Annotated in this window: 11 protein-coding genes, 1 tRNA gene and 1 pseudogene; 6 read left to right on the top strand and 7 right to left on the bottom strand. The window is 63.1% G+C overall.

Annotated elements, in window-relative coordinates; translation table 11 throughout:
* The first annotated feature begins 129 nt into the window (after nucleotides 1-129).
* The 3 genes from FJM51_RS22070 (at nucleotide 130) to FJM51_RS22080 (ending at nucleotide 2543) form a co-directional block, all read left to right on the top strand.
* The gene (locus FJM51_RS22070; RefSeq protein WP_140456282.1) at nucleotides 130-1011 is read left to right on the top strand and encodes a hypothetical protein; all 882 of its coding nucleotides are present in this window, start codon (nucleotides 130-132) and stop codon (nucleotides 1009-1011) included.
* A 357-nt stretch (nucleotides 1012-1368) separates the two neighbouring features.
* Nucleotides 1369-2265: an ArdC family protein gene (locus FJM51_RS22075; protein WP_140456283.1), complete on the top strand. Its 897-nt coding sequence runs from the start codon at nucleotides 1369-1371 to the stop codon at nucleotides 2263-2265.
* 62 nt (nucleotides 2266-2327) lie between these two features.
* Entirely contained in the window at nucleotides 2328-2543 is a 216-nt protein-coding gene (locus tag FJM51_RS22080; RefSeq protein WP_140456284.1) for a hypothetical protein, read from the top strand.
* A 76-nt stretch (nucleotides 2544-2619) separates the two neighbouring features.
* Here FJM51_RS22080 and FJM51_RS22085 read toward each other — a convergent pair whose 3' ends face one another.
* Complete coding sequence (locus tag FJM51_RS22085; RefSeq protein ID WP_140456285.1) at nucleotides 2620-2799, bottom strand: hypothetical protein; 180 nt, start codon at nucleotides 2797-2799, stop codon at nucleotides 2620-2622.
* Nucleotides 2800-4053: 1254 nt separating this feature from the next.
* Between FJM51_RS22085 and FJM51_RS22090 the strand changes: the two genes are divergently transcribed.
* The gene (locus tag FJM51_RS22090; protein ID WP_210240389.1) at nucleotides 4054-4524 is read left to right on the top strand and encodes a lytic transglycosylase domain-containing protein; all 471 of its coding nucleotides are present in this window, start codon (nucleotides 4054-4056) and stop codon (nucleotides 4522-4524) included.
* 43 nt (nucleotides 4525-4567) lie between these two features.
* On the opposite strand, the gene FJM51_RS22095 is transcribed toward FJM51_RS22090, so the two are convergent.
* A complete protein-coding gene (locus FJM51_RS22095; RefSeq protein ID WP_140456286.1) occupies nucleotides 4568-5884 on the bottom strand; it encodes a relaxase/mobilization nuclease domain-containing protein in 1317 nt (438 codons plus the stop codon).
* The gene (locus FJM51_RS22100) at nucleotides 5881-6303 is read right to left on the bottom strand and encodes a hypothetical protein (protein WP_140456287.1); all 423 of its coding nucleotides are present in this window, start codon (nucleotides 6301-6303) and stop codon (nucleotides 5881-5883) included. The genes FJM51_RS22095 and FJM51_RS22100 overlap by 4 nt, the downstream gene beginning before the upstream one ends.
* 208 nt (nucleotides 6304-6511) lie before the next feature.
* On the opposite strand from FJM51_RS22100, the gene FJM51_RS22105 reads away from it, so the two are divergent.
* On the top strand, nucleotides 6512-7531 hold the full coding sequence (locus FJM51_RS22105) for a site-specific integrase (protein WP_140456288.1): 1020 nt from the start codon (nucleotides 6512-6514) through the stop codon (nucleotides 7529-7531).
* A gap of 308 nt (nucleotides 7532-7839) precedes the next feature.
* Here FJM51_RS22105 and FJM51_RS22110 read toward each other — a convergent pair whose 3' ends face one another.
* The 4 genes and pseudogenes from FJM51_RS22110 to FJM51_RS22125 form a co-directional block, all read right to left on the bottom strand.
* A complete protein-coding gene (locus tag FJM51_RS22110; protein ID WP_140456289.1) occupies nucleotides 7840-9024 on the bottom strand; it encodes an IS5 family transposase in 1185 nt (394 codons plus the stop codon).
* A 218-nt stretch (nucleotides 9025-9242) separates the two neighbouring features.
* Nucleotides 9243-9316 (bottom strand) — tRNA-Gly (locus FJM51_RS22115).
* Between the two features lie 460 nt (nucleotides 9317-9776).
* Nucleotides 9777-10778, bottom strand: a pseudogene (locus FJM51_RS22120) (IS110 family RNA-guided transposase).
* Nucleotides 10779-11080: 302 nt separating this feature from the next.
* Nucleotides 11081-12109: a LacI family DNA-binding transcriptional regulator gene (locus tag FJM51_RS22125; RefSeq protein WP_140456290.1), complete on the bottom strand. Its 1029-nt coding sequence runs from the start codon at nucleotides 12107-12109 to the stop codon at nucleotides 11081-11083.
* A 314-nt stretch (nucleotides 12110-12423) separates the two neighbouring features.
* On the opposite strand from FJM51_RS22125, the gene FJM51_RS22130 reads away from it, so the two are divergent.
* Complete coding sequence (locus tag FJM51_RS22130) at nucleotides 12424-13404, top strand: sugar ABC transporter substrate-binding protein (RefSeq protein WP_140456291.1); 981 nt, start codon at nucleotides 12424-12426, stop codon at nucleotides 13402-13404.
* Nucleotides 13405-13534 lie beyond the last annotated feature (130 nt).

Consider the following 13534-nt stretch of genomic DNA (forward strand, 5'->3'; position numbering starts at 1 on the left):
ATCAGTCCAGGGCATCGGATCTCCGTCAGTCTTCGCAAACCGACGTGAATCACAACCCTATGATATCGCTCAACTCATTTCGGGTCCGGCTCTCAGACTACCGCCAATCAACGGCGCGGACACTTCGCCATGGGAGTTGGCCTTGAGGCCGGGCTGACGCTCGACGCGATGGCGGACGAACTTGCGGTTCTGCTCGATCAGGCCGACGAGGCAGCGCTGCCAGGCAACGCCGAGGTGCTCCTCGCGTCCCTCACCGCGCTCGCGGAGCGGCTGCTCGCCATTCGGCCCTTCGTGCCGGACGATCCGCTTCCGCCTGACTGGCGCGGAATTCTCGCCGCGTGGCTTTCCGGTATGCCGGTGCGCGAGATCGGGCCGGACAACATGCGCTTCATTGAGGACGTGTTCACCTACCGGCTGGTCTGGGCGCTTGAAGCCCTTCGCACACGGCGGGTGGCGCTCGGCTGGCAGCCGGAGATCATCGCCGGAACCGCCGCCGCCTGTCTCGAGACAGGTCTGCCCCGGTACACGATGGCGATGCTTGTGCGGGCGGGGCTTCCATCACGAGCAGCAGCGATAGCCGCCGTCAATGACCAGAATCCTGTCATTCTCGATACAGACGATCTGTCTTCTTGGCTGGAAGGCAATGAGGTCGCCGCGCTGACGGACTCCCGAGCCTGGCCGACTCCGGAGACCGCTGCGATCTGGGCCGCGTTTCGTGCTGAGATGCTCAATCGCGTCAGCCAGCTTTGGACGGCACAGGAGTGGCGGCGCAATGTCGATCCGGTGACGAAGCGGATCGATCCGGTTCCAGGGCGGCCCCACAGGGTGGAGGTTGACGACGTGGATAGCTCCGTCAGGGTTCTGACCCCGGATTTCGAGCCAGTTCTCATGCTCCGGCGTACAATGCTTGACCGTGCACCAAGCGTTCTCACTGCGAGATTCGAAGAGGGGAGCACCCAGGCCATCATTCGCCGCCTAGGTCGCTCACGCGCTTCCTGGCCCCAGCAGTAATCCAAGCTCACGTCTTTATCTGTGCGCATCCGGCCATTTGGCCGGATCGGGCTGTCGTGAACCGCGCCCGCCTGCGGCGGTCGCGGCCATCCGGCTTCCATCCCTTGCGCTAATCCTTTGGCAGCCCTGGCGGGCTGACACCTTCTTCTCTTTTTCTGGGGACCTGCGGTCCCATCACCCGTCAAGACCAAGCCCTTCGGGCGTGAACCTCGGAGCCGTGGCTCGCCCCGGATCAAGTCCGGGGCTGCGCCCGCACCACCTCCGAGGCCCACGATCTTGACGGCCTCCCCCCGCTCATTGGCGCGGGCCTAGTCCCGGTTGCATGCGCAACCGGCAAACTAGGAAGGAAGAAAGCCAATGAAAACCGACATCTATCAGAAAGTCACCGACAAGATAATCGCAGACCTGGAGCAGGGCGAGCTGACATGGCTCAAGCCGTGGTCCGCCGGAAACATGGACGGGCGGATCGTCAAGCCGCTGCGCCATAACGGCATGGCCTATAGCGGGATCAACGTCCTGATGTTGTGGGGCGCGGCGCTGGAAGGCGGGTTTTGCTCCCCGTACTGGATGACGTTCAAGCAGGCGAAAGAGCTTGGCGCATTTGTCCGCAAGGGCGAGCGCGGCAACCCGGTCGTCTATGCGAACACCATCACCCGAACGGAAGAGCTGGAGGACGGGACCGAGGAAGAACACGCGATCCCGTTCATGAAGGCCTACACCGTCTTCAATGTCGAGCAGATCGACGGGCTACCCGCGCACTACTACGTCAAGCCCGAGCCAGTCATCGACCCGGCAACGCGGATCGGCTACGCCGAGGACTTCTTTGCTGCGACCGGAGCGGAAATCCGGCATGGTGGAAATCAGGCTTACTACAGCGGCGGAACCGACCATGTTCAGATGCCTGTTTTCGAGTGTTTCCGCAGCCCGAAAGCTTACTATGCGACCTTGGCGCACGAGCTGACCCACTGGACGAAGCACCCGAAAAGGCTCGACCGTGACTTCGGGCGCAGGCAATGGGGCGATGAAGGCTATGCGAGGGAAGAGCTGGTCGCCGAGATTGGCGCGGCGTTCCTTTGCGCCGACCTTGCTCTGACCCCGGAGCCGAGAGCGGAGCATGCGGCCTATATCCAGAGCTGGCTGAAAGTGCTGAAGCAGGACAGGCGGGCGATCTTCAGCGCCGCCGCGCATGCACAGCGCGCCGCCGACTACCTGCACGGCTTCCAGACCGAGGCGACAAAAGGAGCCGCCGCGTAAGCGGCGATTCCCATAGGCCGCACGGCCTGCGGCTGTTAGACTGAATGCCGAAGAGCTGAAAAATGCCGCTCGCCTATTTCGATTTTGCGGGAACGCCCGGCAAGCTTTACCTCGACGAGGAAAAGCTGCCGGAGCGGTGCGAACTCTACGACCGCAAGAGCGACAGCTTCCTGCTGCGCGATGACGTCACCCCCGATTTCTGGGCGGGATCAGGCGCGCGCCTGATCGACCGGGACGAATTCGAAAGTCTTTTGGTGAAGGTTCGGGAGGCCCGCTAGTCGGCGGGCCTCGATCCTTTGCCGTTCTCCAGGCAGAAAAATTCGCGGCTGGCCGTCCGGCCACCCGCGTGAAGGCTTAGAAACAAGGCGGGCGGATCGCCAGCTCGTTCTCGATATTGCGGATCGACTCCAGCACATCGCGCCTCTCCTGCGAGCCGCGCGGGGCGACGGCAAAGGCGCGCAGCGCCTCGCCGAGCAGACCGTGCAATTCAGCGGTGCTGCAAGATGCCGCTTCGAAGCGTGAAACGAGTTTCATCGTGTCCTCCTTTTGCTTCAAGGAGGCCCCGAACCATTCAGGGCCTTTCGGCCCCGCACACACATCATCGGCCCAGCAAAGGCGCTGATGGTTCAGGCGTCGGCTTGATCCGCGAAAGGAAGGGCGCAAGGGAAACGCGCAGCGGTTCGCGGCGGTCATCGCAGACAGCACAGATGGATTGAAACGGGATTAATCGGCAGGGACGCAGGACGGGCCGTTCCCGCCCCCGAGCGCCGGAAGAGCAGCGCAGGGTGATCCAGAAACGGAATATCGCCGGAAGGAGCTGGCGACGCGCGCGTTGTCAGCCGAATGCGGATGGTCCGGCCAGCCGCGAATTTTTCTGCTGCTCGCAGCACACATCAAAGAGGTGCTGCGACTTCTTTCAATTGTATTGGCCAGATTTATCTGGAGTGAAGTGACTTAGTACGTAAAAATATATTACATATTTCCGAAATGTATTTTGAGTTGTTTGGCACGCAAAGCCATAATATAAATTCACAACTGCTACGATGATTTTGAATACGACATTTATATAGGAGTATTACATGAGGCGTCTTGCTATTTGGAGTTTGTTGGCGGCGTTGGTTGGACTTTGCTTGGCATCGTGCGCCCAGACGCCAGAGCAGGCGGCAGCTTATAGACAATTTGGGATGCAAATGCTTTCAGCGCAGGCTCAGCCTTTGCCGCCGCCGCCCATGAACTCGACCCCGTGTGTCTTCAATCCTGCGATCAATGCCTATCAGCAATGCTTCCATTTCACCGCGATGGGACAGTGTGCGCACTACGGTGGTGTTTGTACCCCATGACCCAAATAGGCGAGAAATTTCCGAGCTGGACAAGCTTCAGCGAACTAGCGGACGGCTATTGGAGGTTGCGGTGGAATATTTTGGAGTGCCCCAATCATTGGCTGAGGACCACATCAAGCACTTTTAGGCGAGGAAAGGCCTTTGAGGAGGCCACCATTCATGTCGGTGAAGTGGCCCTTTTATTCGCCTGCCCCAGGGGCGAGTTTGCTATTCCGAACAATCCGGAATCCTTAGCGCTGTTGGAGCAAATTCTAAATCAGGCAAGAGCAATTCAAAAGAAGATGTCGGAAAGTGAGCGCATAGAAGAGATAAGGACCATGAAGCGGTTTGGATATCTTGATGCAAATGCGTCAGAAGAATCCCCGTTGAGGGAACCTTTATGGTGAGAGTTATTCTACAGATTATCACTATGATTATTATATCAGGGTGCATAGATGAGTCCGCAGATATGAACAGTGGGCGCACCGATTCACCACACCTTTCAGGGGAAGTGTCGCTTGAATCTCAACCCTCCGACAAGATATTGGCTGCGTGCATTTTCATGGTTGGTGACACCTATGGCCTGCCTCCAGCCGTTCTGTATGGAATCTATGAAACGAAGAGGGGGGAGATTGGGGGAGAATACGGGCCACAGGCCAACGGTACTTATGAGCTAGGGCTCATGAAGATAAATTCATCACGAGTGCCAGAGCTGGCAAATGAATGGGAAGTTAGTGGAAGTACAGCATGGGAATGGGTGCGCGATGATGCGTGCACTAACATAGGCGTAACAGGCTGGCTTTTGCGTGAAAATTTGATGAATTCCTGGAATTTAGCTGACGCTATCGCGCTGTACAATGAAGGCACGGAAGAGCAGAACGCCGAATACAAAGAAGAAGTGATCGCAAAGATGGAGCAACACCATCTGTTAAAGCAGTAATTGCACACTCAGCTTAGGTTTCGTGCAGCACCGCTTTTCTTATTCACGGATCGAAGCTGCGTCTGCGGCGCTGCCGCTCGGAACGCTTGCGCGACTGGGATTCTGCTTCCTTGTCGCGCTCGCGCGCTCTTTCAGGCTTTTCGTCTTCCGCACCGAACCCGCGATAGCGTTCGATATCGCTGCGGAGCTGGAGCAGGTCTTCCTGCGCCATCGCGCGCTGTGCGCGAATTTCTTGCTGGAAGCCTTGCCGCTCTTCGAGCTGGTTGAAGATCAGCGAATCCTTCTCGGCGCGGTCGCGCCGCCACGCTTGCAGGGTTTCCAGTTCGTTCTGTTCTTTGATCTTGGCATAGCGCCCAGTCAGGCGATGCCAGATGCCGGAAAAACCCTTCGGCAGGCGCTGCGCCCGTTCTTTGCTCTCCGTCTGCCAGCGGCGCTCCTGCGCCGCCGCCAGCGTCTTTCGCTCATCCTGATGGCGGGCAGTGATCTCGGTTTTCCGGAAGGCGGCAACGGCAAGCCGCTGTTTCGCGTCGCGCTCGACTTCCTGAATGTAGGATTCGAGCTTGCGCGTCATGCCGCCAGCAATCTCGGCCTTGATCTCATCGACGCTGCGCAGCGTCGCCGGATCGCCGAGCCTTGCTTCGATGTCCTTGGACTTCGCCGCCGCATAGCGGGAGAGGGAATAGACCTCCCCCCGGTAATCGACGGCGACGAAGCCCCTCCGGTCGCCCCTGGCGAGCCAGAAGCCGCGCTCCCTGAGCGCCCGTTTGAATGAAGCCTTGTTGTCCGAAGTCTTCCAGCATTGCTGGATGACGGTCTTGATCTCGCGAGGGTCCAGCCCGGCCCGCTTGGCCTGCTGCCATTCCTCGCGCGTGAAGTTCAGCGGATCGCGCAGGCTGCGATCCTGCAACCCGCGTGGCATGTCCCAGCCATACTGCAGGTAGAGCTGGCGGGACACGTCCCGCAGCTTGATCTTGAAGTGAGGCAGGTTGATCGCCCGCATTCGTTCCGAGTCGATCCGGGACCAGACGACATGGGCATGACGCCGCCCGTCCTTCTCGTGGAAGACAATGGCGCGCGGCTGCTGATCCAGGCCGAGCTTGCGCTCGATGTCGGCAATCGCCAGCTCGAAAGCGTCGATACCGACGTTTTCGCCCTGGGGCGGGTTCAGGCTGATCGAGAAGAGATACTTCTCGCAGCGCGTTCCCTTGGCGATGGCGTCCGCCTCGCTGAACGCGCCGTGCAGATCGTCGCTGGAAAAGCCGCGCACCTCATGCAGCTCGACATGCTCGTTATCGCGCATCGAGAGCAGATAGCGGGCAAGCTGCGGCGCGTCCCCGCGTTCTGCGGCTTTCAGGATCACGGCCCGTCCTCCGGCGAACTGCCGAGCGCGCGCAGAAGGTCAGCGCGGATCGCTGCAACGTCGCGGCAGGCTTGCCGGAGATCGGCTTCGGTTTCCGGCGTGACCGGAAGCGAGCCTGTGTTCACGGCCTTCGCGAGCTGGTTCAGGTTCGACGACAGGCGGGACTTGCCGAGAGCGCCAAGCACCCGGCCAAGGGCTTCCTGATCCTTGACGGGGCTGTTGCCCGGGCGTTTGCGCCGTTCGGCATTCTGACCGAACAGGCGATAGCGGATATGTTCGCCCAGCGACTTCCGGCCCGCTTCGGCCACAAGCCGCGCGCGCTCTTCATGCGACAGGCGCAGGGAGAACGGCGCGGGATAGCGGTCCTTCCCGGACTTCCTCGCCGCTATCTCATTGAATTCATGGCGAAGGGTCGTCATGGCCGCACCGCAGACCCTTAGGGTCTAACTGCGCGAGATGGCGCTCCCACTCATCCAGCACCTCGAAAAGAGTGTTCGAACTTTCTCCTTCGAGGTGCGCCACTAGAAAACTGTTGATCCACAAGGGTTTAACTTGGATCGACACGGCTCCGAAAAGCTCCCTCAAACCAGCTTGTCACACCCTGGTCACAGTGAGGGAGTTTTCGGCGTGGCAACCATTCGGAATCGCAACGGGAAGTGGCAGGCGCAGGTGCGCCGGAACGGTCATGCGCCACGGTCCAGATCGTTCCTGACCAAGCGAGACGCGGAGAAGTGGGCGCGGCAAGTCGAGGCGGAACTGGACGCCACGGTGATCGCGTTCGATCCTCGCATACTGGAACGCACCACGATGCGGGAGGTGCTGGAACGGTACCGCGGGGAGGTCACGGGATCGAAGCGCGGCCATGCCTCGGAGAACAAGCGGCTTGACGGCTTCCTTCGCCAGCCATGGGCCGATGCACCGCTGTCCAAGGCGACGCCACAGATCTTCAGCCGATACCGTGATGAGCGGCTGCGCACGGTCCGCGCAGGCACTGTGATACGAGACCTCGGCTTGCTCAGAACCATTTTCGAAACGGCTCGGTTGGAGTGGGACATGCCCATGGCTGAGAACCCGGTGGCAAAAGTCCGGAAGCCGAGAGCACCGGACGCGCGAGAGCGTCGGTTGATGCCGGGCGAACTGGACGCGCTGATGAAGGCATGCGAGGCGAACCGGAACCAGTGGCTGAGAACCGGCATCCTGCTCGCGGTCGAGACCGGCATGCGAAGGGGAGAGCTCCTGAGCCTGCTATGGCGTGATATCAGCTTCGCCACGGGAACGCTGCTCATACGCGAAACGAAGAACGGTCATCCCAGGCGCATTCCATTGACGGCCAAGGCTGTTGAACTGCTTGCTGACCGGGAGGAGCAAACCGTGGATGCCTTGGTATTCCCGATCTCAGCGAATGCATTCCGTCTATGCTGGGAACGGTGCAAGTCGGCGGCATCAAAGAATATCCCAGAAATACAAGACCTCCGGTTCCACGACCTACGCCACGAGGCGGTAAGCCGGTTCTTTGAAATGGGTCTGAGCGTTCCTGAGGTTGCTTTGATAAGTGGTCACCGAGACCCTAGGATGCTCTTCCGGTATACCCATCTGCGTGCCGAGGATATCGTGTCAAAGATCCGTCATGAGGGGGCCCGGGCTTAGCCGGCGAAGATTGCCGGAACCATGTCCGCTGTCCGATATGGGCCATTCCATAGACATGGTTCCGGGGTTTTGCATCCGAGTCCCATAGCTCAGTGTCGTGAGGGTCTCTGCAAGCAAGTTTAGATTCACCGCCACGATCTCCTGCCTATAAAATCATTTTATTACAAAGGCTTGCATGGGGACTGGTCCATGCTGGCCCATTAAGGTGGCCTCTTAGAAGGCCGCTGAAATAGTCGGCCGAGGGGAGGATCTTGCGTTTGCGAGGATTTCTGCGGTGGCGTGCTCTTTCGGGCCGTCGCTCTTCGGCCTCAGGCGGCGAGCAGCCTCGGCAGTCGTGCCAGGTTGTTGGCGGCCATCGTCAGGATGAACCGCGACCGCTCCCGATCAAGGCCGCGATACATCGTCTGCGCCATCCCCCCGACCGTCTTGGCCCAACCGAAAGCCTCCTCGATCCGTTTACGATGTTTCAGCGAGAGGGCGTAGCCGTCGTGGCGGGTGGTGCGGCGGTCGATGGCAGAATGTCGGGCTTTTTGCGCGACATGGGGCGTGACGCAGGCCCCGCGCAGATAGCGGACGAATTCGGCGGCGTCATAGCCCTTGTCGGCGCCCAGCGTCAGGCGCCGTGTCGAACCCGGCGAATGGCGGTGGATCATGTCGAGCGCGGCTTGCCGTTCGGCATGGCCATCGGCCCGGGTCAGCTCGCCCTGCACGATCAGGCCGGACCGGTTTTCCATCAGCGCATGACCGATGAAGCACAGCATGGCGCCGGTGCCGGGGGATTTCTTGTAAAGTCGCGCCTCGGGGTCGGTGATCGAGGCATGCGTCGCGTTCGAGCGCCTCACGCCCCGGAAGTCAACTTCGGCATTGCGGTTCTGGTGGGTGGCGCAGGGCATCGGATCATTCTCGGCTTCGGTCGCCGCATCGGGGGCGGGGTTTGGCGGCGGCGGAGCGCCGGGGTCCTCGTCGCCCGGTCCGTCATCGGGACCATCGGCCTCGGGCGGTGCGACCTTTGGTCGGAAGCTCTTCATCGAGGCCCAGGCCTTGACCAGGGTGCCATCGACCGAGAAATGGTCGTCCGAGAGCAGCGGCGCGACCTCGCGATGCGCCAAGATCGCGGCCATGATCTTGCGCGACATCTCGGTGCTCATCAGCCGGTCGCGGTTCTTCGTGAAGACTGTCGGCTCCCAGACGGCGTCATCGATGCCCAGCCCGACGAACCAGCGAAACAGCAGGTTGTAATCCATCTGCTCCATCAACTGGCGTTCCGAGCGGATCGAGAACAGAATCTGCAAAAGGCTGGCCCGGATCAGCCGTTCCGGCGCGATCGAGGGGCGGCCGAAGTTGACGTAAAGCCCCTCGAAATCGGTATCGAGGCTGGTGAGGGCTTCGTTGACCACCTGCCGGATCTTGCGCAGGGGATGCTTGGTCGGGATGCGGTCTTCAAGGTCGACATAGCTGAAAAGCGACCCGCTCGTCTCGTCCGTGCCCCGCATCGTGATCCCCCTCTCGCCGTGGCGAGGGGTGAATCATGTTCCGCATCCGAGGTCGAGGCCGACTATTTCAGCGACCTGCTAACGGTCGGGCGGCGACGCCACACGAAGGCGTCGCCGCGCCGCTCGACATAACGGACTTGGACCACGGACGGGGCTCCGACTCGGGCGGCGCCTGGTCCCGGAGCCCCGATCCTCGTTTTCTCTTGTAAAAACAATGGTGGAGCGGGTGATGGGAATCGAACCCACGTATTCAGCTTGGAAGGCTGCTGCTCTACCATTGAGCTACACCCGCGCCGCGCCCTTATAGACTGGCCCTTCGGCCAGCCGCAAGGGTGGAGCGGCGCCTGTCGGGCGGGGGAGGGCGAGCGGATCGGGGCGCCGCCGCCCTCGGGGGCTAGGTAGCCCTTTTCATGAGTGGAGCTGATCTCGCCTTCCGTCCAGGCACGGCAAAAACCGAGAGCCTCTCGGATTGGGGTTGGTGGGGTCAAGCTGCTCCGGACTTCTCTTCTCTGTCCTTCTTCGGTCATCGCGCCCATGGGTCTCGCGCTTCTCTTCGCGGTCGGCGCGGGGCCGACGCATGATGAGTCAGGAGAGCACGGCGTCCCAAACTGTGTCACGGCGTCGGCGACATGGGTCGCCGCGGTCGAGACTCTCAACGAGATCGCCGCGCCCATCGTCCCCATGGGAACGATCTCGGTCGCGTGGTCGGACGCGCCTGTCGGAGTTTTCCTTCGGTCTCCTTCTTGTCAGCCTCATGCGGCGGCGAGGTCGTGGCCGAAGCGGAAGTCAGCGTCGTCGCACCACATGCGATGCGGAATGACGCCGAGCTTTCGAGCCACGGCGACGCGGGCGCGGGCCATGCCACGGCGGCCGGCCACTTCCATCCCCCCAGGCGCGCAGGCTGGACCATTTCGTGCTGCGCACCAGCGGGGTGTGGGCCGCTTCGTAAAGCGCGGTGCGCGAGCTCGTCGCCGCGGCGGCTGATCCTGCCCTGGATGTCAGTCTCACCCGACTGGTATCGCGCCGGCGTCAGCCCCAGGTGGGCGCCGATGGCGCGGGACTTCGCGAAGCGGCTCGGCTCGTCGACGGTGGCACGGAAGGCGAGCGCGGTGATCGGCCCGACGCCCGGAACGGTCATCAGCCGGCGGCAGGTCGCCTCGTCGCGGACGACGGCCAGAACCTGGCGCGTCAAGGCGTCCAGCTGCGTCCGCATCGTGCGCGGCACCGCCAGCAGGGGCGCGACGATGGCCATGACGGCCTCGTCATCGCCAGCTAGGTCATGCACGCGTCCTTCGAACCGGGCCCGGGCGGGCCGACCGAGTTTCAGGCCCGCCTGGCGCAGCACCGCCCGCGCCACGTTCTCGATGCTGCGCATTTCATTGAGGATCGTGCGCCGCGCCACGAGCAGCGACCGCCACAGCCGGGACTGGTGCGACTTCACGTGGACCTGGCGAAACCAGCCGGTCCGCATGATCCGCGCCAGCGCGCGGGCGTCGTTGCGATCAGTCTTGTCTGGCATGGTCTTCATCGCCGCGTTCGCCTGCCGCGTCTCGATGCACGGCGCCGGCTAACCGGCCGCGCGCGGGCTGTCATGGAGCCACGGCGTCAGCGAGCAGCCCCGCGGCGGACAGGGCGTCCGCCAGCGTCTCGGGCTCGCTGGCAGCCCGCATCCCCTTCATGATCGCGCCCGTCTCGTCGACGATGCGGATCGCCGTCTCTTCCAGGGAAACGTCCATCCCGGCATAATACTTCATGGCTGCTCCGTCTCGATGCCTGTGGCCGTCACCGCGGACCACGTTCCATCATCAAGCTTGGAGCAGCCACCACGCCGGTGATGAGAGCGGCCCCAATCACCCCATCTGTGGCAACTGACCGGTCCGCGCCAACTCTCGCGCCCGCGCCAGATCCTCCAGAAAGAAGGAGTTCAGCAAACTCGGCTCGGGCGGCACTCTGCTGGCGAAAAATTCATAGCGACGTACGGCGAAACTCGGCGGTGCGAGGTCCATCCCCGCGAGATCCAACGCCTTCCACTGCGATCGCCGGGGACGCCGGGGGGTCACAGGGTTTCGGGGATCACGATCTCGAAGGGGATCGAGCGTTGAAGGACGACATTCGTCTCGCCTTGGCGGATGGCCTCGATCATGGTCTGGACGAGCTGGTCGGAGGTGCGGCCGAGCGGGTGGCAGAGGGCGGCCGTGATCAGCCCCTCGGCGAGGCCACGGCGCGTCTCCGGGCCGATGTCGCGGCAGACGATCCGGACCGGGGCGCGTTCGGGCGCCTCGCGCAGCGCCTGGAGCACGCCGGAGATCCCGCCGCCGGCCACGTAGATCCCGACCAGATCCTCCGCCTCCGCGAGCAGCCGCGAGACCAGCAGGTAGGCCTCGCGCGGTTCCTCGTGCGTCGGCAGCGTCTCGTCGACGACGAGGTGGCGCGCATGCTCGCGCATGTAGGAGCGGAAGCTCGCTTCCGAGATGTCCTGGCACTGGTAGCGGTGGTTGCCGATGAAGACCTGGACCCGGCCCGGGCGGCATGTGGTCTGGGCGATGAACCAGGCGGCGGCGCGGCCGAGCTTCCAGTTGTCGGTGCCGACGTATCCCGCCCGCTCGGGCGCGGACTGATCGGTGATATAGGCGATCACGGGGCTGCCGCGCGCCTTCAGCGCCTGGATCGCCTGGCCGATCAGCGGATGGTCCCCGGCGATCACGGCGGTGGCGTCGCAGCGGCCGCCCATGGCCAGCAGCCGGGCCGCGATGTTCTCCGGGCCGAGATCGTCGACGAATTCCAGCTCCGCCTCGATCTCGGCGTCCCGCCGCGCCGCCGCCGCCGCCTCGATCTCGCGGCCGAAGAGCCTGTAGAGCTCCCGGCTGGACTGCTGGAGCAGAAAGCCGAGGCGATAGCGGGGCAGGGTCTTCCGCCGCCGGTCCTCGATCGCACCGAGGCCGTGATAGCCGATCTCCTGGGCGGCGTCCCGTACGCGCTGGAGCGTCGCCGGCCGGACCGAGGCGGAACCGGCGAGAACCCGGTTCACGGTCGCCACGCTCACGCCCGCCGCCTGAGCCAGTCCCGCGATCGTTGGTCGTTCCATCCGCGCCTCCGTTCCGCTTCGTCTCATGTATCATAAGATGAATGATACATTTTGCTTTAGAAGCTTTCTGTCAGATATGATCGTGGCACACACCATGATACATATCAACTCACCAACAGAATCGACGACGCAATGATCGGGGGGGAAGATGTTCCGGAGAAGCGGCCGAGGCCGCGGTGCCGGGCATCGGCAGACAACATCCCGACAGGAAGGCGCCTGCTCGCGACCGGATCGGCGCGGGCGACCGGCGCGCATGACAAGCCGTCGCCGCGGTAACCGCGGACGACGGGCGAGCAACATGGAGGAGACCGGGAATGACACTGACAAAGCGCATCGCCGCCGCGCTGATGACCACCGCCGCGCTGGGCGCGGCCACGGCCGCCATGGCGGCGGAAGGGGCGAAGATCTTCGTCGTGGGCGGCAAGGCGGACGATCCGTTCTTCGCCGTGATCAAGAAGGGCGTGGACGACGCCGGGCTCGCGGTGAGCCAGAACGGCGGCTCGGTCAGCTTCCTGCAGCTGCAGACCTACGACAACATCGGCGCGGACGCGGGCAATCTCGTGCGCACGGCGATCAGCCAGGGCGCCAACGGCATCGCGGTTCCGAACTGGGTTCCGGAATCCGAGGACGAGGCGATCAAGGCCGCTGTCTCGGCGGGCATACCGGTCATGCTCTACAACTCGGGCGGCGTCGACAAGGCAAACGAGCTCGGCGCGATCAACTACATCGGCAGCGACGAGAGCCTCGCCGGCCAGGCGGGCGGCAAGTATCTCGCCGAGCACGGTGCAACGAACGTGATCTGCGTGAACACGGTTCCGGGCGCGGCCAATCTCGAGGCGCGCTGCGCGGGGGTGATCAAGGGCATGAGCGACGGCGGCGGCGCGGCGAAGCAGCTGCCGCTGCCCGCGACCTCCTTCGGCAACCCGACGGCGGTCGCCGAGGCGATCAAGGCGGCGCTGCTGAAGGATCCGGCCGTGGACGGCATCGTGACGGTCAGCCAGGCCGACGCCGACGCGGCGGCGAACGGCATCATGCAGGCGGGCGCGACCGGCCGGGTGAAACTCGGCGGGTTCGACATGAACCAGACCATCCTCGACCGCATCGCGCACGGCGACCAGATGTTCGCGATCGACCAGCAGCCTTATCTCCAGGGCTTCCTTGCCACGTCGGTGCTGTTCTCGCACGCGGCCTTCGGCACCCAGGTGCCGACCAACCCGATCCTCACCGGCCCGGCGATCGTCGACTCCTCGAATGTCGAGCAGACGATGGCGGGGCTGAAGCAGGGCGCCCGCTGAGCCCCGGAAGATCGTCGTCCGGACCGCCCACCGGGGCGGCCCGGACCAACCTCCGCGCGAAGCGATCGTGGCCGCCCCCGGGGCCGGCCGGAGCGTCGCATGCAAGGGATACCCCAATGGCAACCCAATC

It is taken from the genome of Amaricoccus solimangrovi, from assembly GCF_006385685.1.
Taxonomy (GTDB): Bacteria; Pseudomonadota; Alphaproteobacteria; order Rhodobacterales; family Rhodobacteraceae; genus Amaricoccus; species Amaricoccus solimangrovi.

Excerpts from the sequence above, each read along its gene's own strand:
- FJM51_RS22070 (WP_140456282.1), top strand. The coding sequence starts at position 130 with ATGGGAGTTGGCCTTGAGGCCGGGCTGACGCTCGACGCGATGGCGGAC.
- FJM51_RS22075 (WP_140456283.1), top strand. The coding sequence starts at position 1,369 with ATGAAAACCGACATCTATCAGAAAGTCACCGACAAGATAATCGCAGAC.
- FJM51_RS22080 (WP_140456284.1), top strand. The coding sequence starts at position 2,328 with ATGCCGCTCGCCTATTTCGATTTTGCGGGAACGCCCGGCAAGCTTTAC.
- FJM51_RS22085 (WP_140456285.1), bottom strand. The coding sequence starts at position 2,799 with ATGAAACTCGTTTCACGCTTCGAAGCGGCATCTTGCAGCACCGCTGAA.
- FJM51_RS22090 (WP_210240389.1), top strand. The coding sequence starts at position 4,054 with ATGAACAGTGGGCGCACCGATTCACCACACCTTTCAGGGGAAGTGTCG.
- FJM51_RS22100 (WP_140456287.1), bottom strand. The coding sequence starts at position 6,303 with ATGACGACCCTTCGCCATGAATTCAATGAGATAGCGGCGAGGAAGTCC.
- FJM51_RS22110 (WP_140456289.1), bottom strand. The coding sequence starts at position 9,024 with ATGCGGGGCACGGACGAGACGAGCGGGTCGCTTTTCAGCTATGTCGAC.
- FJM51_RS22125 (WP_140456290.1), bottom strand. The coding sequence starts at position 12,109 with ATGGAACGACCAACGATCGCGGGACTGGCTCAGGCGGCGGGCGTGAGC.
- FJM51_RS22130 (WP_140456291.1), top strand. The coding sequence starts at position 12,424 with ATGACACTGACAAAGCGCATCGCCGCCGCGCTGATGACCACCGCCGCG.